Annotated in this window: 16 protein-coding genes and 2 pseudogenes; 16 read left to right on the plus strand and 2 right to left on the minus strand. The window is 59.7% G+C overall.

The features are described from left to right. Positions 1-122 precede the first annotated feature (122 nt). From AC19YY_RS30410 to AC19YY_RS30460, 11 genes and pseudogenes are all read left to right on the plus strand, one after another. Positions 123-422 (plus strand): annotated as a pseudogene (locus AC19YY_RS30410) (transposase domain-containing protein); the annotation flags it as partial. Between the two features lie 652 nt (positions 423-1,074). Beyond that, a complete protein-coding gene (locus AC19YY_RS30415; RefSeq protein ID WP_308752350.1) occupies positions 1,075-1,872 on the plus strand; it encodes a hypothetical protein in 798 nt (265 codons plus the stop codon). A 61-nt stretch (positions 1,873-1,933) separates the two neighbouring features. Further along, positions 1,934-2,299 carry a DUF3085 domain-containing protein gene (locus tag AC19YY_RS30420; RefSeq protein ID WP_308752352.1) on the plus strand — a complete coding sequence of 122 codons (366 nt, stop codon included), beginning with the start codon at positions 1,934-1,936 and terminating at the stop codon, positions 2,297-2,299. Positions 2,300-2,432: 133 nt separating this feature from the next. Continuing rightward, positions 2,433-3,270 (plus strand): annotated as a pseudogene (locus AC19YY_RS30425) (adenine nucleotide alpha hydrolase family protein); the annotation flags it as partial. A gap of 298 nt (positions 3,271-3,568) precedes the next feature. Next, positions 3,569-4,453 carry a DUF3577 domain-containing protein gene (locus AC19YY_RS30430; RefSeq protein WP_500605285.1) on the plus strand — a complete coding sequence of 295 codons (885 nt, stop codon included), beginning with the start codon at positions 3,569-3,571 and terminating at the stop codon, positions 4,451-4,453. 188 nt (positions 4,454-4,641) lie between these two features. Next, the gene (locus AC19YY_RS30435; protein WP_500605286.1) at positions 4,642-5,469 is read left to right on the plus strand and encodes a DUF932 domain-containing protein; all 828 of its coding nucleotides are present in this window, start codon (positions 4,642-4,644) and stop codon (positions 5,467-5,469) included. A 95-nt stretch (positions 5,470-5,564) separates the two neighbouring features. Then, the gene (locus AC19YY_RS30440; RefSeq protein WP_500605287.1) at positions 5,565-6,236 is read left to right on the plus strand and encodes a DUF3275 family protein; all 672 of its coding nucleotides are present in this window, start codon (positions 5,565-5,567) and stop codon (positions 6,234-6,236) included. 134 nt (positions 6,237-6,370) lie between these two features. Further along, positions 6,371-7,027 (plus strand): hypothetical protein, encoded by a 657-nt coding sequence (locus AC19YY_RS30445; protein ID WP_500605288.1) that lies wholly within the window; start codon positions 6,371-6,373, stop codon positions 7,025-7,027. A 67-nt stretch (positions 7,028-7,094) separates the two neighbouring features. Next, the gene (locus tag AC19YY_RS30450) at positions 7,095-8,204 is read left to right on the plus strand and encodes a DUF6094 domain-containing protein (protein WP_500605289.1); all 1,110 of its coding nucleotides are present in this window, start codon (positions 7,095-7,097) and stop codon (positions 8,202-8,204) included. 221 nt (positions 8,205-8,425) lie between these two features. Beyond that, the gene (locus AC19YY_RS30455) at positions 8,426-8,716 is read left to right on the plus strand and encodes a hypothetical protein (protein ID WP_500605290.1); all 291 of its coding nucleotides are present in this window, start codon (positions 8,426-8,428) and stop codon (positions 8,714-8,716) included. An 85-nt stretch (positions 8,717-8,801) separates the two neighbouring features. Beyond that, entirely contained in the window at positions 8,802-11,075 is a 2,274-nt protein-coding gene (locus AC19YY_RS30460; RefSeq protein WP_500605291.1) for a helicase-related protein, read from the plus strand. 406 nt (positions 11,076-11,481) lie between these two features. Here the strand turns inward: AC19YY_RS30460 and AC19YY_RS30465 are convergent, their stop codons facing one another. Further along, a complete protein-coding gene (locus tag AC19YY_RS30465) occupies positions 11,482-11,934 on the minus strand; it encodes a hypothetical protein (protein ID WP_500605292.1) in 453 nt (150 codons plus the stop codon). 268 nt (positions 11,935-12,202) lie between these two features. Here AC19YY_RS30465 and AC19YY_RS30470 point away from each other — a divergent pair, with 268 nt between their 5' ends. The 5 genes from AC19YY_RS30470 to qatD all read left to right on the plus strand — a co-directional run bounded on the left by AC19YY_RS30470 (position 12,203) and on the right by qatD (position 17,770). Continuing rightward, complete coding sequence (locus AC19YY_RS30470; RefSeq protein WP_500605293.1) at positions 12,203-12,712, plus strand: ProQ/FinO family protein; 510 nt, start codon at positions 12,203-12,205, stop codon at positions 12,710-12,712. 333 nt (positions 12,713-13,045) lie between these two features. After that, entirely contained in the window at positions 13,046-14,917 is a 1,872-nt protein-coding gene (locus tag AC19YY_RS30475; RefSeq protein ID WP_500605294.1) for a KAP family P-loop NTPase fold protein, read from the plus strand. Between the two features lie 287 nt (positions 14,918-15,204). Further along, entirely contained in the window at positions 15,205-15,750 is a 546-nt protein-coding gene (locus tag AC19YY_RS30480) for a Qat anti-phage system associated protein QatB (protein WP_500605298.1), read from the plus strand. After that, a complete protein-coding gene (gene qatC, locus AC19YY_RS30485) occupies positions 15,747-17,012 on the plus strand; it encodes a Qat anti-phage system QueC-like protein QatC (RefSeq protein WP_500605295.1) in 1,266 nt (421 codons plus the stop codon). Before AC19YY_RS30480 ends, qatC begins: the two co-directional genes overlap by 4 nt. Next, the gene (gene qatD / locus AC19YY_RS30490) at positions 17,009-17,770 is read left to right on the plus strand and encodes a Qat anti-phage system TatD family nuclease QatD (RefSeq protein WP_500605296.1); all 762 of its coding nucleotides are present in this window, start codon (positions 17,009-17,011) and stop codon (positions 17,768-17,770) included. Before qatC ends, qatD begins: the two co-directional genes overlap by 4 nt. A 220-nt stretch (positions 17,771-17,990) precedes the next feature. On the opposite strand, the gene AC19YY_RS30495 is transcribed toward qatD, so the two are convergent. Continuing rightward, positions 17,991-18,839 (minus strand): bacteriophage abortive infection AbiH family protein, encoded by an 849-nt coding sequence (locus AC19YY_RS30495; protein WP_500605297.1) that lies wholly within the window; start codon positions 18,837-18,839, stop codon positions 17,991-17,993. Positions 18,840-19,121 lie beyond the last annotated feature (282 nt).

Below are 19,121 nucleotides of genomic sequence, written 5' to 3' on the forward strand. Positions count from 1 at the left end.
GCCTTTTCTTCAGATACTTCAGCCCATTCGTTGCCTCCTGAACTGCTCCGAAGTGCTTCCGGCCGGAGCGACAGTGGCCGGGTGGGATTCGCACCCACTGAACTCATACGCCTTGTCAGGGCGTACACAACAACCCGGTCGAGAACGTCATCCGGCCGATCGCGGTGGGTAAGAAAAACTGGATGTTCACCGGTTCGGAGCGCGCCGGCCGCCGTGCCGCCGCCATCCAGAGCCTGCTGGCCACCGCCAAACTGAATGGCATCGAACCCGCCGCCTGGCTCAAGGATACGCTGGAAAAACTACCCACCTGGCCCAACAGCCGGATCGATGAGCTATTACCCCTCGGCGCCTCAACCCGAGTAAAGGTGGGGCGGCTGGACGCTTACGAACGAGGAGTTCGGTACCAGCCAGTATCTGATTGACGTTTTCCAGATCGGGGTTGGCTTCCAATACCAACCCCAACGCCCGTGGCGTCGCTACCACCCCTTGGGACAACAAGATCGACTCAAGGGTCTCGCCTGACACGACGGTGTGGTTGGCCAGGGTTAAGTCAATCTGTCTCTCTCGCAGCTCGCTAGGCAAGCTAACTAAACCGTAGCTGTCACGGACCGAGGCCGGCCCTAGTTGCTGGGCCTGGACATGCGCCTGAGCAAACCCCAGGACTAAGGCAAGCATGACTCTACTGCGCATGAAGCACCTCCCTGTTGAGGCAGAGCGTTTTCCCAGATACCAGACTGAGGATAGTCGCCCCGCTATACATGTCACGCCCTATAGCCGGCGGATAAGGTTCGTAAACGCCACCAACTCACGAGCCCTACAGCAGGACAACGGGGACTAAGCGGGCATGATCGAATGCGCTTTGCTTAGCCCAGTCATACCTTCTGCCCGTCATCCTCCATGCATGTTCGCTGGTGTTACCAGCAGCATGCCCAGGCAGTCGAGACCTTCGAGACTGCGGTGCGGTTCATCGCACTGGTTGCTTTGTTACTCCAGCGCATGTCGCGCCATCCACCCAACCCACGAGGGACATCCTCCCTTGCGGGCGGGAGTCCCTTTTTCATCAAGGAGTCTCCAATGGATACCCAAGCCATCCGCGCACAAATGCCCGTTCTGGTCGCCGGTCATGTACCCCGCAATGTCCGCACCTTCAAGTTCAAAATCTTCGACGGACAACCCAAGGTCTCGACGTGGGGCTTCCACATCGACCCCAAACCGTTCGAGGGCAAGGTGATCGCCGACACCGGCGACGCCATCGTCGTCAAGATCGGTCGGGCCGAATTCGCCGTGCTCGATCGCGCGCTGGTGACCGAAGTGCCTGTTGAGGGTGCCAAGGTGCAGGTCCAGCCGTATGCCCGACGCCGTTTCGACGGTCTGCGCGCGGACACGCCGGAAGAACTCACTGAGTACGCTGCTGACGGCACGCCCTTCACCCTGCAGACGCATGTCCTCGGTTCAGCACCCGCCAAACTGCCGATCCCACAGCCGCGCTGCCCGGAGCTGCAGGAACTCATCAACCAGCTCGAACAACTGCCTGCTCCCGATGGTTTTCGCCGCGTCACCCACTTGCTGGTGGATGCCGGTGCACGGGACTTTTCCGTTATCGATCCGCTACCCGAGGACATCATCAAGACACCGCCGACGATCAGCTTCACCGTTGCCACGGAGAAGTTCCAAGGGCAGGTCACCCTGCTGTACGACCGCGCCGATGACCTTTATGTGATCGAGCTGAACCGCGATGGAGAACTCGTCGAACGCATCGACAAAGTGTTCTTCGACTCGCTCGGCGAAACGCTGGAGCAATTGATCGACGACGGTAGTTGGCGGCGCATCCGCGTGCAGTGCCTGTCTGGAAGCAAGCCCACCCTGCACTGACCGTACCGCTTCTCGCCCTTGCGGCGAGAAGCCCCTCATCCGTAAATCAGGAGATCACATCATGTCTCTACGATTCAAAGGTGCGGACCTGCGCCCCGTGCTTGCCGAAGCGGTTGCCAACCAGTGCCGCGTGGTCCTGGCCAAAGACCAGGGCGTGTACTTCCTTGCCGAGCGCGGCGAACGCCGGCCCGATGGACGTCAGGCACTGATCGCCTACGCGGTTGGCTGCAATCCAGATATCGATCTATTCGATGACTGGTGGGAGTTGGCCCTCGCCGAGCTTGGCGGCGATGACTTCGGCGAGCATTTCGACCCAAAATCCACGGTGTTCACCCGTATCCTGAGCAGCGAGGACGACCTGGAGCTGTACGCTACCGCCACCCACCTGTCCATCAAGCCAGTACCGACGACGTCAGGCGGCAACTGACCCTCTCCTACCACAGCCCCCGTTCGCGGGGGCTTCTTCTGTTCGCACCGCCCCACGATCGTGCACGCGCCGTCTCCAGGCCGCACCAGCCCCCTTCGCTGGCTGACGCCGGCCTGCCCTAGGAGACGTCCGCATGCGCGACCCGTTCAAGATCGACCACCCCACCTGCATCAGGTTCAACGGCGGCCGCACCGTGCCTACATGCTCTGGTGCGTGCTGCAGACCAACAACGGATTACCCACGGACACCATGGTCTGTTTCGCCAACACCGGCAAGGAAGTAGAGACCACCTTGTGCTTCGTGCGCGACTGCGCCGAACGCTGGCAGGTGCCCATCCACTGGCTGGAATACCGGATCACGGAAGCCGGCTTCACAGTGGTTGATTTCGACACAGCCAGCCGTGAGGGGAACCGCTCTAGGCGCTGATCCGCAAGCGCCAGTACCTGCCGAACCCGGTGGCCCGCGGCTGCACCACCAGCCTGAAGATCCGGCCAATGCACAAGTTCGGGCGCGAGTTCGGCTGGACCGAGTGGGACCAGTTCATCGGCACCCGCGCCGACGAACAGCGCCGCGTCGCCAAGATTCGGGCTCGCGGCCATTCCACGGAGTCTGCCAACGAACTCATGTGCCTGCCGCTGGTCGACGCCGGCGTCACCGTATGCGACGTGACCGCCCTCTGGCAGGCCCAACCCTTCGACCTGGAGCTGCTGATCGTCAACGGCCGCACGCTCGAAGGCAACTGCGACCTGGATTTCCTCAAGCCCCTTGATCAGCGCCTGGCGCTGATCAAGGCCAGACCAGAGGCGGCCGACTGGTGGGCGCGCATGGAGGCGCTGAACCTCGCCAGTAAGCCCAGCGGTGCCCGGTTCCGCGCCGACTGCCCCAGCTATGCAAGCCTGGCGCGCTTTGCCGCCAGCCAAAGTGATCTGTTCGATTCCGCCGACGAGCCCATCTCCTGCCATTGCAGCGATCGACGAATGCGATCACCCGCCATTGCCTATTCCCCCTGGCCGAGGGATTCGCGTAGCGCCAGGCTAACCCCATGTTCCGCTGACGTCGTCAGCGACATGCCAGGCAGCTTCGGTCTTCAAGGCTGCCCACGGTTTCCGCCGTGTGACCGACCCCGTTCGCACCGCATCCCTCGCGCGAACGACTACCGGATTTCCGGTGGTGGATGCAGATGTTCCTCAACCCACCGCGGGGTTACGCACCTCCCCGCTCTGGGTCGGTGTGTCTCCGTGTTCTTGTTCCCAAGTCAGGAGATTCACCATGACCAGCACTACTTCCAGCCCGAAGTCGTACTTCGACATCCATACCTCGGGCATCGGCTACATCCAGCGTGTCCGCGAAGTACCGGTAAAGGGTGGCCGCAAAGCCACTTCCTTTCTCGCATGCACCGTGGCAGCGCTCGTCGGGCCTGCACAAAACCCAACCCGGCGCTACTTCGACGTGCGAGTTTCCGGCGCCGAAGCCAAGCAACTCGTCCAGCCCTACATCGGCATCGATGATCCCCAGCAACGGCCGCTGGTTCGCTTTCGTCTCGGCGACCTGTGGGTCGATCCATTTCGTCGGCCCTCGGGCGATCCGGCAGCCAGCATGAAGGCCCGGCTACTCAAGGCCGAGTTGCTGGAACGCAGTGCCCTGGACGAAATCGAGTATCACGAGCTGCTGACCCGCGGTATCGGCTACTTGAACAATCCCAGGATGATCCCGAACGGCGGTGATCCATTTCTGTCCTGTTCCATCACAGCCCTGGCCGGCCCGGTCGACGATCCTGAGTATCGCTATATCGAGACCACCGTCGCCGACGACAGCGCCCAGCACCTGGTGCAGCGCTGCATTCAGGCCGTTGAAGCGAAGAAGAAGGTGCTGCTGGCCTTCACGCTCAACGACATGAAGACCGAGGCCTATGTCCGCAGCAAAGGCGAGCACGCCGGTGAAGTGGGCGGCAGCCTGAAGTCAAAGCTGATGCGCATCGGCCTGATCAAAGTCGATGGTGTACAGGTCTATCCGCTGGAATCCGCAGCGCCCGCTCACGAAGACGCTCCCGCGTCCGATGAGACGGTTCACGCCGAGGACGACACCGGTGGTCCACAACTCACCGCCCCTACTCAGGCCCCTGTCGAGGAGCCCGCGCGGGTGGCTTCGTTCTGACCCGCAGGGCCTATCCCAGGCCCTGCCCTTCCTCCCTCGCCTCCATGTCCCGGCACCTCGGTGTCGGTGGCATACGCTCCACCTCCCGTCATCGCCCCACCCGTCGGGGCTGTCTTCATCCCATGCAATCACAGCTGCCGGCCTTCGAGCCGCACATGCGATTGCTGCCATCCTCAAGGAGAACGACCATGCAACTCGCCTCTCGTTTCGCTCCCCGCTCGCCGTTACTGCGCGCTGATCATCCGCTGTCCGATGAGCAGATTCGCGCAGTGGCACCGTCGATTTTTGCGGACACCCCGCATGAAAGCCGGTCCGAGCGATACAGCTACATCCCCACCGCGTCGGTACTTGCCGAGCTGCGCGGGGAAGGTTTCCAACCTTTCATGGTGTGCCAGACCCGCGTGCGCCACGAGGACCGCCGCGAATTCACCAAGCACATGATCCGCCTTCGCCACGCCAGCCAGATCAATGGCAACGAAGCGAATGAAATCATCCTCCTCAACTCGCACGACGGCACCAGCAGTTACCAGATGCTCGCCGGCATGTTCAGGTTCGTCTGCCACAACGGCTTGGTCTGCGGTAACACCCTCGCCGATGTCCGCGTGCATCACAAAGGCAATGTCGCCGAGCACGTGATCGAAGGTGCCTACGAGGTCCTGCATGGCTTCGAGCAGGTGCAGGAGTCGCGCGACGCGATGCGCCTCATCACCCTGGATCAGGGCGAGCAGGAAGTCTTGGCCCGCTCTGCACTGGCGCTCAAGTACGACACGCCCAACCAGGTGGTGCCGATCACCGAGGCGCAGGTGCTGATGCCCCGCCGCGTCGATGACCGCGGCAGCGACCTGTGGTCCACCTTCAATCGCATTCAGGAGAACCTCGTCAAAGGCGGTTTGAATGGACGCAACACCCGTGGCCGTCGCCAGAGTACCCGACCGGTCCAGGGCATCGATCAGAACGTGCGGCTCAACCGCGCACTGTGGATGCTCGCCGAAGGCATGCAACAGCTGAAGGCCTGAGGCCACGCGGACTCCGCCCCTGGCGGGCGTGGTCCGCTGTTTCTCTCATTCAATGGATGCCCCGCATCCTCACCCTCATCGCAAGGAGATCCGCCATGGCCGCTTCAGCCGCCCAGCAGCTACCTGCATCATCCATCGTCGTGCCCGGCCAGCTCACGCTGCGCACCATCCACGGCCGCAACGGGCCGTTCAACGTCGGCCGCCTGGTCACGCCCATTGGCAAGTTTGCCGTCAAGGACGCGGAGCTGGAGCAGTACCCCGAAGGCAAGTACGACGGGGAGTTCATCATTCGCTACATCGACTCCAAGGCTTATCCCACCTGTGACGGCATGCGCTTCGAGATCCGTGCCAGTCTGGACGGAATGACGCTCTCGGGCATCGACAAACTGAGCAAGGCCGAGGCCCATGCCTTCGCCACCCAGGAAGTCGATCCACTGGACGAAGAACTGGCCGCGCATTCGCTGACACCGGCGGCACCGCCAGAACCAGAGTCCGTTCCCGTACGGGCATCGACGGACCCACTGATCGATACCAGGCCCTTCGGCGTGGATGCACCCGCCGCTGCGGCCGCTGCCTCCAGCAGTCCCGACAGCGACGATGCCGCCTTGTTCGGCCTGCTGTGGCCGCTGGGCGAGTCGGTGAAACTGGACTCGACCATCGACCGCCGCACGCTGCGTGTACAAATCGCGCGCCTGGGTGTACTGGGCTACGGGCTCGACTTCAAGTCGCAGCAATGGAACCGGCAGCCTGACCAGCAGGCCGCGTGACCTTCGCCACATAGCATCAGGGCTTTGCGTCACCCCTCACAACCTGGACTCAGAACCAGTTTCATCATCCACCCCACGGGGCAACGCCTGCCCCTGCGGCCGGTGTTGCCCCTCACTTCATCGAGGACATCACCATGCCTGCCCCTTCATCGCCTGCCACGCTGTATCGCGTCGACGAGTGCGCCGACCTGATGGCCGACGCCTGCATCCGTGACGAACAGGGAAACATGATCTTCATCTCGGTCTGGGCGCGGGATACCGCTATTCAGCAGTTCCTGGCCCGGCTGACCTTGAGCCGCGACGAGGATGGGCTGGACTCGTTCCACCTCATCACCGAGCAAGGGGGCAGCGTCCCCGTCTTCATCGGTACGGTCGAGCGTTTGGAAAAACGCCTGACTCGCGCCTATCGCCGCACGCTGTTCGGCTCGATGGTCAATCTCTGGCTATTCGACCGACGCTGCCTACGCCCCGACAAGAGCACGGCCAGCGCACTGGCGCTGCTGCCGCGCTCGGTAAGCGATCCGACGTCACGCCTGTGGCAACTGGTCAGGGACACTTGTCCGCTGCCGTTGCTGGAGCACTGGCAAGCCCCTGTGCTGACGCTGCTGCGCGATCACAACATGCTCCAGGATCTGCCGGTGGCTCTCGGGCCACTGCGCGGATTACGCCTGCAGTTGGACGTTCCAGCGCTGACCGAAGCGCTGGGCAAACTGATCCGTCGCGGCGTACTCACCGCCTACCCGCCACAGCAGCCGGTAATCACCGATCTGCCGCTGCAAGCCGTGGCTTGATGCACCTGCGCGAATGCGTGCGCCCCGCGTGTTCGCCCCCTTCATCCCCGCCAATCAGGAGACTCCCATGGCCCTCATGCTCCCCAGGCTCGCACGGAATTTCGCCAAGAACGGCTACTACCCGACCGACGAAGCCACCCTCGAACGAGCGCTCAACGCACTGATGCCCAGCGATGGGCCTATGTGCATTCTCGATCCTTGCGCCGGCGAAGGCGTCGCCATTGCAGAAGCCGCGCACGCCCTCGGGCGTGATCAGACCACCGCCTATGCGGTGGAGTACGACCTGGAACGCGCAAACCATGCACGGCAGCTGGTCGATCACTGCATCCAAGGTGATTTGATGGATGCGTTGATCACCCGGCAGAGCTTCGGCCTGCTGTGGCTCAACCCGCCCTATGGTGACTTGTCGAAGGATGCCAACGGCACTATCGGCTACGACGGCAGAGGCCGCGCCAGGCTGGAGAAGCTGTTCTATCAGAAGACGCTGCCGCTGCTGCAGTACGGCGGCATTCTGGTCTTCATCGTGCCGTCCTACGTACTCGACCCGGAGCTGGTCGGCTGGCTCACCCGGCACTTCACCGACCTGCGCATCCACCGAGCGGTGGACACGCAGTTCAAGCAGGTCGTGGTGTTCGGCCGCCGTATCCGTCAGCGCGAGCTGTTCGGCGACGAGGTGAAATCCATCCGCACCCGGCTGCTGCAGATCGGGCATGGCGAACTCGATGTGCAAGAGCTTCCAGCCGAGTGGCCGCTGCTCCCCTACATCGTCCCCGCTGCAGCGGCCGAGCCCGAGCACTTCTATCGCATCAGCATGGAGCCGGCGCAGTTCGCCGAGGAAGTGCAGCGCCTGCAGGGCCTATGGCCGTCGTTCGAGACACATCTCGGTGCCGCGCAGCAGTCCTTGCGTGCCCCGGCGCGAGCCTTGTCCCACTGGCACCTGGCGTTGGCCCTCGCGGCTGGCGCGATCTCTGGTGTCGTGCAATCCAAGAGTGGCCGCATCCTGGCCGTCAAAGGCGATACCCACAAGCAGAAAAGCACCAGCACGGAATACCGCGAGCGCGACGACGGCTCCATCGCCGAGACGCGCATCCTCACTGACAAGTTCGTGCCGGTTATCCGTGCCTGGGACCTGTCCCCCGACTCGGCCACGCTGGGCCGCATCATCACCATCCACTGATCCCATTCGGCGCCTCGGCGTCCCAGTGTTCCATTCCACAGAAGGCGCAACGCCTTCGTTTCGCGTCTGCGCCAGCGGCCTGGCCGCTGGCACACACCTCGTTCAACTGCCCAGAACAGCGATCTGATCTGACGGCAGGCAATGGTCTTTATCCACCCAATCGGGACATGGCTCCCGACGGGGCCGTGTCCTGAGCATTCTATCCAAGGAGCACATACCCCATGGCACATCCACCAGCGCCCCTGCTGTTCACGATAGGCACATTGATCTTCAGTCCCGGCATCGACCGTCTCATGCGAGAAGGCCGTCTCGATCCCCTGCCGTACTTCCAGCGCCACACCCGTGGCGATTGGGGCGACGTCAGCGATGCGCAGTGGCAAGCGAACAACGCCGCCCTGCAATCGGCTGCTCGGCTCGAATCGGCCTACGTGGTTCGCCGTGAATTGAGCCTCTGCATCGTCACCGAGGCAGACCGCAGCGCAACCCATATCGCGCTGGCGTCCGAGCACTGACTCGGCCGTTAGCGTTTTTCTCCTCCCCCGGGGCATGTCACCGCCCCTGGGCGGGTGCATGCCCCATTTTCCTTGGAGCATCACCATGTCCCTCGATCTTGAAACCCTTCCCGATACTGCCGTGCAGGGCGACCTGCTCGATGCGGCGGACGCCCCTCATACGCTCAGCCTGCAGGACTTCGTGTCCGAGTTCGGCGACGAGCTGCTCGACTCTCTCAACCGCGCCAACCCACCGGTCTACGCTGGCCAGGCGCGGGCGCATCGACAGATCGTCGTCGCCGGCCTCAAGCGGCAGTTGTTCGCGGCGCAAGCCGATGTGGTCCACGCCGTCGCTGAGCTGTTGATCGACCGCGGCGAACGCGCGGCCATCGTCAACGGCGAGATGGGTTGCGGCAAGACGACGGTAGGCATTGCCACCGCCGCCGTGCTCAACGCCGAAGGCTACCGCCGTACTCTGGTGCTCTCCCCGCCACACCTGGTGTACAAGTGGCGTCGAGAGATTCAGGAGACAGTGGCCGGTGCCAAGGTCTGGGTGCTCAACGGCCCGGACACGCTGGTCAAACTGCTGAAGCTGCGCGAGCAGTTGGGCGTATCGCCACAGGGTCAGGAGTTCTTCGTCCTAGGCCGAGTGCGGATGAGGATGGGCTTTCACTGGAAGCCGGTCTTCACCCAGCATCGCACGCGCCACGGCGACGTAGGCGCATGCCCTGACTGCGGCCAGGTCATCACCGACCTCGACAGCGAGCCAATCAATCCGATCGAACTCGAAGCCGAGGAATACCGCCGCAAGTGCAGTCAGTGCGTCGCCCCGTTGTGGACGCTGATTCGCCCCAGAAGGCTGTCCGCCAGCGACCAGTCCTCTGCCGTGCTCAAAGCGCTGAAACGTATTCCCACCATTGGCGAGGTCACCGCGCAGAAGCTGATGCAGACGTTCGGCGATGCCTTCCTCGCCTCGATGCTCGGGGACAATATCCACGAGTTCATCAACCTGATGGATGGCAACGGCGAACTGGTCTTCTCGGACCGGCAAGCCCAGCGCATGGAGCGTGCGATGTCGTCGATGGAGTTCGGTTTTGGCGAAGGTGGTTACCAGCCATCGGAGTTCATCAAGCGGCAGCTTCCCCAGGGCACGTTCGATCTGCTCATCGCCGACGAAGCGCACGAGTACAAGAACGGCGGCTCCGCACAGGGCCAGGCCATGGGGGTGTTGGCAGCCAAAGCACGCAAGACGCTGCTGCTCACCGGCACGCTGATGGGCGGCTACGGCGACGATCTGTTCTACCTGCTATTCCGCGCCTTACCTGGGCGGATGATCGAAGACGGCTACCGGCCGACCAAGAGCGGCAGCATGACGTCGGCAGCAATGGCATTCATGCGCGACCATGGCGTGCTCAAGGACATCTATTCCGAGAGCATGGGCACGGCGCACAAGACGGCCAAGGGCCGCAAGGTCTCGGTGCGCACGGTCAAGGCGCCGGGCTTCGGCCCCAAGGGCGTGTTGCGCTGCATCCTGCCGTTCACCGTCTTCCTCAAGTTGAAGGACATCGGTGGCAACGTGCTGCCGCCCTACGAAGAGGAGTTCCGCGAGGTCGCCATGGATGACGAGCAGGCCAATGCGTACCGCAACCTGTCGTCACGGCTGAGCCAGGAGCTGAAACAGGCCCTGGCGAAACGCGATACGACGCTGTTGGGCGTGGTGCTCAATGTACTGCTGGCCTGGCCGGACACGTGCTTCCGCTCGGAGACCGTCACGCATCCGCGCACGCGCGAGCTGCTGGCGTTCGTCGCCTCCCAGTTCAACGAACTGGAGCTGATGCCCAAGGAGCGCGAGCTGATCGAGATCTGCCACAAGGAGAAGGCGGATGGTCGCAAGACCCTGGTCTACAGCGTCTATACCGGCACCCGCGATACCACGTCCAGGCTCAAGCTGTTGCTCGAACAGGAAGGCTTCAAGGTGGCGGTACTGCGCGCAAGCGTGGATGCCTCACGCCGCGAGGACTGGATTGCCGAGCAGTTGGACCGTGGCATCGATGTGCTCATCACCAATCCCGAACTGGTGAAAACCGGGTTGGATTTGCTGGAGTTCCCGACCATCGTGTTCCTTCAGTCGGGATATAACGTGTACTCGTTGCAGCAGGCCGCGCGGCGCTCATGGCGCATCGGTCAGAAGCAGCCGGTCAAGGTAATCTACCTGGGCTACGCGAGCACCTCGCAGATGACCTGCCTGAGGCTGATGGCCAGGAAGATCATGGTCTCACAGAGCACCTCGGGAGACGTGCCCGAATCCGGGCTCGATGTCCTCAATCAGGACGGCGACTCGGTGGAGGTGGCCTTGGCACGGCAGCTTGTTGCGAACTGATCGATGTGTCCATGCCGGCAGCCCTTGGGCTGCCGGCATCTTTAACCTCGATATTCAGGGGCGACGCGAGTGTCCGGTGCGCCGCAATTTTTTCAGGTGAGTGTCGATCTGGAGTCCTCGCTTGCATTGCCGTGGCAAATCACCGACTCGCCCCAAAGCAGCCGCTCGCGACAGGCTACAACCGGCCCAGACTGTGTAAAAACGCTTTGAGCGCCGAGAGCTGATCAATCAATGATCAAATCTGACGATCTCTCGTAAATTCCACGCAAGCCCGATGCGAAAACTTCTCCAGAATTCGCGTAGCAACGCGATCCGCAGAAATGCGCGGGAGTTTTTACACAGCCTGGGCCAAAAGCAGCCCGCCGGGACTGGCGGTTATCGACCCGGCCGGCCGGACTTTATTACTTTACCTGATCGAGACAATATCGGCAGTGATCTGCTGGATCCCTGACGGAGTTCCACCCGAGGACAATTTCTCGGCGACTTTTTCGGCAGACAGCTTAGTTTTGTAGCCCTTGGCATCACTTGGCTGATTTGAGGCTGCCATGCGCTTGCCGGTCTTGACGACATACAGACGTCTTGTACCAGGCTTCAACTCAAACCATACGATCCAATCGCCACCTGAGGCCTTTGAAGGATCAGGGACAGGCTCCCAAGACAATGAGCCATCGTCGTGCTCGATAACCGCTATAGCAAAGGCAAGCGCGCTACCACGCCGTTTCGCTGAGGCCCATGCTTGGGCTGCGGTCTCATAGCGCACCCTACTTTCCAAGCATGTGACCCAGACGCTCGGTGACGCATGCACAAGAAAACCTCCCTCTAAGCTACTTTCCACTGCGTAACCAATTATCTTGCCCATCTTAGTCTCGTCTAATAGTCCGATATGCCTTTTTAGATGCTACTGATTCGGCTCCAGCGCGTTGCCTTGGGTGAGTGAGCAAAAAACCTCCAACCCACGCCGTAATTTCGCCATCCCGATGCGGCTGGTCAGAGGAACGCGAACGTTAGTGTCCCATGGTGGCCGATAGCAACCCTTGGATTCAGTCCGCTTTCGACCCAGGCTGTGTCAAAAGACTGCATGGGATAACCTTGCACCACGAGTCAACCATGAAGGTGCGAACTGAACGATGGGTTTTGAACAACTAGCTGAGCTACGCGACCGCCTGCGGGCCGAAAAAGTGCAGGTAAAGACTGATAGTACGAAGCCGCGTATGCGGAAGCCTTCTCTTCAGACGAAGCCTAGCGAGCAAGATCCTGCGATGGAAGCGATCTGGCGATTGCAGAAGCACTTTCCATTGGCCTTCCCGGTCAATCCGGCCCCCAAGGCTCCGCTAAAGGAGGGCATTTTCAAGGATGCCGAGCAACACCTGGAGCTGCTCGGAATATCCAGCGAACAGCTCAAGCAGGGCATCGCTGCCTGGTGCAGAGGAAGTCGATACTGGGCGAGCATGACGGAGAATGCGCCGCGCTTGGACTTAAGCGGCCAGGCAGTTGGTATGGTGACGGCGGCTCAGGCGCTGCATGCGAAGCAGCAGGCTAAGCGACAGCGCGGACAAGCACGACGTAATCAGACAAAGCCGAAAGAGTGTATACAGGACAAGGCCGTCGTTACCCCTGTGGAACAGATTGTGGATTAACATCACTCGCGCTCGGCACCGAGTCGCCCAATCACTGACAAGGTGCGCGAGGCGATGATGAGGCGGTTCGAAGAGCGGCAAGTGGCCCGTACCGCCTGTCAGGTGTGCCCGCTGCTGGCCAAAAGTGGGTGGTCAGGCCGTGAAAATATGAAAAATAAATCAGTCCCCTTTTCCACTGTGCTCGGTTGGTGGAGGAGGGCTTTCGAGATAGCCCAAAGGCTAACTGCAAGCTCTGACAGAAACGCCCCAAAATTCAGGGTGGCAATTTGCAACTACTCCGGCTAGCGTAGCGATTGCCGGCATCCCTCGAAACTTGAAAACGGATTTTCTGCCATGTGGCATGACAACGAGACAGCGATTGATTACCTGAATTTCGGCGTAGTGGCTGATGCATGCGCGAGCATGCTGACGCGAGCTAATGGCGAGCCCATTTCCATTGGCGTGTCCGGCGGATGGGGAGCTGGTAAGTCGTCCTTGGTGAAGATGATTGCAGCTCGACTGAAGGCCCACTCCGAAGCTGCACCTGATAAAGACGACAAGCCGGGCAATACTTTCGTAGTCCTGACTTTTAATCCATGGCTGTACCAAGATTTTGAGTCTGCTCGCAGCGCTCTGCTTCAGATCGTAGGCGATGAGATTGTTCGACTTGCTAAAGAGAACGAGACCATAGCGGATAAGGCCGCTGAGCTATGGCGTCGCATCAACCTCCTCAGAATTGCCCAGCTGAGCGGTGAAGCCGCTCTGACATTAACGACAGGTATTCCAGTCGGTGCCCTTGGCAAAACCTTCAATAACATCACAAGTTTCTTCTCCTCGAAGGAAAAACCAGGTGAGGTAGATGTAGATTCTGAAGGGATCGCGTCGGCGGCCGATGGTTTGCTGAAGTCGAGCGAACCGTTCTCGATGCCGGCGCAGATCCAAGCCTTCCGAGATACCTTGGAAAGCCTCCTCGCGGAGCTTGAAATCACCCTGGTAATTTTCGTCGATGACTTGGATCGATGCCTTCCGCAAACTGCAATTTCAACGCTCGAGTCCATTCGCCTGCTGCTGTTCCTTCGCCGTAGCGCATTCGTCGTTGCGGCTGACAACGACTTCATCAAAGCAGCTGTAAAAGTCCATTTTGATGGAGCAGGAATCTCGAGCGACGTCGCTACAAACTACTTTGACAAGCTCATTCAGGTCCCGCTCCACGTCCCGCGACTCGGCCTGAATGAGGCCAAAGCCTATCTGGTGCTGCTCCTGCTTGAGCGAGAGGCCAATGCCGGTTCTTTCACTCGCGACCAATTCGAAAGCGCGCTCAAGCTCATTCCCGAGAGGCTGCGAAACAGTTGGAAAGGCGAGACGATCAACCAAGAGTTTCTCTACGACTTGGTCGGAAAAGACGAGGCACTTCGAGGCTTGATGAACCTCGCAGGAGGGTTGGCTTCACTTCTCCATGGCTCGTCAGCAGTCAATGCCAACCCCCGGCTTATGAAGCGCTTCCTAAACACGGTTTATCTGCGCGAGGCCCTTTCTGAGCCGCAGGGGATCAAGCTCGATATTGCGGCATTGGCGAAATGGCACCTTCTTGAGCGCTGTGATGAGTCACTTGCAGAAGCGCTAGCCGGTCAAGTGCACTCGGACAATGACGGTCGAGTGCAGATCCTTGCTGAGGCAGAGGGTGCGGCCGCAAACCAATCTGGTTTGCCCGAGCCCTTCAAGGACAACCCCTTCACCCGGCAGTGGCTTCAGTTGCCGCCTGCATTAGGTACCGAAGATCTACGTCCACTGCTTCACCTGAGTCGTGACTCGGGCACTCGTGACTTCGGTGATGACAACATGACGCCTGACTCAAGAAAGCTCCGTGACGCTCTAAAGGCCGCAACTAGTGGGCATCAATCCCTCACAGATCTTATGAACAAGGTCGGGCCTGATCAGACTGCGCTGGCGATGACCAAGGCGTGGCAGAACTGCAGCACTACGCGTACCTGGAGGCGCAACGAAGAAATCGTGATGCTCATCGAGTGCTCCAAGGTCTTTCCAGAACTCGGTAAAAAGGCGGCTAGCTTGTTGGACCAAGCGCCTCTAAAGCAAGTCGGCCCCGGCATCATTCCTACCTTAGGTGCTCAACCTTGGGCGCGCGAGGTCCTGGAGCGCTGGAAGGATCTAAACGAACTGACCAGGCAAACTAAGAATGCGATTGTGAACCTAGGGGCGAAGAGCTGATGGGCACTTCAACATCCAGTAGTGGCGGCCGTTCAGGCTCTCCATTTGACCCAGAATGGCTTGCTCCAGATGGCGCGATACCCAGCAGCTCCGGTGGTGGCCCCCAATCTGACTCTGATCAGGATGGGGCCGGGGGAGCTCCTGCCGGTGATGCACCTGCGGCAACCGAGAACGTTATCGCTCCGGATCGTCGTTTTGGTCCTGCTCGCTCGCAACTGGGTTCTTACCTCGGAAATGGCAACCGTGACGATCTCCGTGGTGCGACCCGGAGCATGGTGTCAAAAGGGATGGGAGGAGCAAGCCGCGCTGCTTCTACCATGCGTGGCACAGCCAGAGGGGCTGGGGCTCTCGGCCAGTTCCTGGTAGCTGCTCGCGAGGGCACCGACCAGCGAGTGACGGACTGGGTAGCGCGTTGCCGGTCGGCCAATCTTTCCGCTTCTGACTTGGCGCTTGAGGTCCTGAAAGAGGTCATCTCAGGTTCCGGCAGCATTGACGAAGAGTCTCTGCGTGACGCCGGCACTGAGGCGCTAGCCAAGCTCTACGAGAATCATCCGGACGTAGATATTTTTGATCTGACAGACGCGCAAATTGCCGAAGTGATTGGGCTGACAATCGCTAACCAAATCTGTCAGCGCATCGATATGCAGCTCGGGCAGACCTACGAAAAACTCAAGCATGATCCTTCACTAATCCAAGAGCGCCGAGCCGACATAAGGGAATGGGTTTGGGCAGAGGTGCGGGTGGTCCTGGAGGAGAAGCAAGCCTCGCATGCGGACCCTAAGAGTTTGGCTCAGTCAGTCCTTCACTCCGCGTTGCAGGTGTTTGCCGAATGAACAAGGTTATGTGCTCCAAAGCGGAAAGGATCCCGCAGCAGCTGCAAGCAGACGAGCGAGTGTTTTCCTACTTCAAGGGAGCCAATCGTGGTGGCGTCGGCGCAATTGCCAACCGCTGGCATGGGTCATTAAAGCGAGCAGGATTTCGTCCATCGCCAGCAGTTTGGGATTTCGTCCAGTTCTGTCTCGCGGTCTGCAGTGCCGACCTGGCCAGCCCCAGAAGCACCAGTGCAGATGGATGGACCCGCACGATTCAACTCACAGTTGGGCTATGCGAGCCGCTACGTTGGGTTCCTCTCAAGCATCGTCTTGAGGAAATGCTCAAGATTCTGACCGGCGACTACTGGACCCTGATTTTCAATGACGCAGGGGTTGAGCCGCCCCAAGGAGATGGTGCCCATCTTCAGAACGACTGCGTGTCTTTGCTATCAGGCGGGCTCGATAGCCTGATTGGCGGCATCAATTTAGTCGCAGAAGAAAGACGCCCTCTGTTCGTTTCCCAGCTTGCGCATAAGGATTCGGAACGGCAGCGACGCTATGCAGAATTGCTGGCAGGCGCTGGCTCGCATTATCAATGGAGCCACGGCATCAGCTTCAAAGGCGCACGGGAGTCTTCGACTCGTGCTCGATCCTTGGCCTTCTACGCTTTTGCCGTGCTCGCCTCGACGAAGATCAATCTGCCAAGGCCACAGATCTACATTCCTGAAAACGGCGTTATCTGCATCAATCCGCCATTGGTACCCGGCCGAGTTTCGAGCCTGAGTACACGCACAACTCATCCCCTCTTCATAGGCATGCTTCAGAGCGTTCTTGAGGAGCTCGGGATATCTGTGGAGCTGGTATTGCCTTACCGCTTCCAAACCAAAGGCGAGATGATGCGGAGCTGCCTCGATCAGGAGAGGTTGAAAGAATTGGCTTCAGACTCCACAAGCTGCGGGCGCTTCAGGACTTATAATCGTCAGCACTGTGGTCGTTGTGTGCCTTGCCTGATCCGTCGAGCTGCGTTCTTGGCGTGGGGGCCCGGATCCGATGCCACCAACTATCGCTTTCCATCAGTAGTAGGCAGCGATAAGTCGGGCGGCCCTGATGACCCTATGGCAGTGGCTCTGGCTGTACTTGATGCCAAGCAGAGAGGGCTGGATCGATTCTTGGGTGGGGCACTGGCCTTTGCATCGATTGAGGAACGCCCAGACTATCGTCGAGTCCTGCAGCAGGGGCTTGCTGAGTTAGAAGCCGTTCTTGTTCAGGACCAATTGCTTTGATCGACTTTCATTGCCACGTAGATCTCTACCCCAAAGCTAGGGAAGTATATGCCGAGACACTGAGTCGCAATGCATTCACGTGGCTAGTAACTACGAGCCCGAAGGCTTTCCAGGCAACGAGCGCGGTGCTTGGTCACCACGAAGCAATGCTGATCAGCCCAGGCCTTCATCCTGAAATCGTCAGTGAGCGTTTCCAGGAGTTGGATCTCCTCATAGAGTTGATTGACGACGCCATTGCTGTCGGTGAAATCGGCTTGGATGGCTCCAAGCGGTTTGCCGCCAGCTACCTGAAGCAGAAGCAAATCTTCGCTACTGCCGTAAAGCGATGCCACGATATGGGCGGACGTGCGCTCAGCATCCATTCGAGGCAGGCCGTTCCAGACGTGCTGGCTTTACTTGGAGAGTTTCCTGACCACGGCATTCCGGTGCTGCACTGGTTCACCGGAACGGCCTCAGAGCTCAAGGCCGCTGCTGGGCAAGGCTGCTGGTTCAGCATTGGCCCCGCAGCTTTCAATTCCGCGGCTGGGAAGGCGCTAGCCAAGAAGCTTCCGAAGGATAGGGTCCTTCCTGAAAGCGATGGGCCTTTCGCGCAGTTGGAAGGGCGTCCGGTGATGCCCTGGGATTTCGACATTACCGCCAATCTGCTGAGCGAGGCTTGGTCAATGCCACGACTAGATGTTCGGCATCAGTTGCTGAGCAACGCTAAGGCTCTGCTGAACCAGATGGGATGCAAAGCTGCAGCAAACATCCTTACTTAATAGCCCCCTGATAGCTCTGTGCCGTGGTAACTGGACCAAGCTTTCACTGCATAGAAGGTGACTCTGATGTTTATGAAAAACCTGAGGTCTTTGCACGAGAGCATGAAGGCTCAAGCTAATGCATGCGGAGATGTAATTGAGCTACAACGTTTCAGAAGCGCACAGGGTGCGGCTGTATTCCCTCATCTTTTGGGCGAGCCCCTGGGGTAGTGCGAGCAATTCACAGGCACTGAATTTTGTGAGGGTCTTCATCATGCGATCTGACAGCCACTGTCCAGATTACAGGTCGCCCCTCCAGCGCCTCCACCACCGCGAGGAAATAGGCTTTATCCACCGCCGAAAGGGAGTGGCCAAGCACAGTCACGTGAGTGACTGACCTCAGGTCGGAGAAAAAGCCCGCGTTGAGCGTGATGATCTGCTCGCTTGGCTTAAAGGTCTGCTCGAAGTAGTCATCCAATCTGCCGAGCGCCTCCATTACCCGATGGTCTGCTGATTCCCCGTCGAGGCCTTTCTGAAGCGACGTACGCTCATCTGGAGTCCAGGCATGGCCCAGAATCAGTTCAGAGCCAGGCTCAGTGCCCTCACCATGTATATGCAGGATATTCTCTGCCGGGACGTCATAGAGCTTGTTCAGCGTGCTGGTGTAGTTGAAGGTCAGGTACAGGGCGTTCCTATCCAACGTACCGAGTAGCTGAATGGTTGGACTGCAGTCAGGAACTACGATGGATCTGATCCAATCACCGAATCGTGATTGCAGCGTTTTCGATAAACCGGTGGCGACCCGGTCAACTTCGTACTGGAAATCATGATGTCCCGCGTCGCTCCAATCCTCGTCGGCGTATGACGCAAGGAAACCTGTCAGGTCGGAGACGACGTTTTCGGTGTCCAGATCGGCCAGAGCAAGCTCTAAGTCAGACCAATCCTCATCCGCGGGAATATAGGTATCTACCCAGTTAAACACCTGCCGATCGACCATGCTCAGGAAGGCTTTGAAATGTTTGTACTGGGTAGGCAGGCCATGGTGGAGATCGAAGCCGTTGCCGATGACGTAGAGGGTTTGCGTATCCATCAGGGTTCCTAAAGGGAAAGTCGTCGTTGGTGATTTAGCAACCTATCTACAATGACGAAAGCAGGATAGAACTTTGATGTTCTTGTTGCTGCGGATTCCACGGTCATCTGGCCACCCATTCCATGAGCATCTGACCACCGATTCCACGGTGATCTGGCCACCCATTCCACGCGCATCCGGCCACTGATTCCACGGCCATCCGGCCACCCAACCGGGCAGGCAGCAACGCAGGATTTCTTCACTACCATCGACCTCTTTTTCGAAGCAGAGAGGTCGTCGTGG

Source organism: Pseudomonas sp. MF09156, assembly GCF_059862305.1.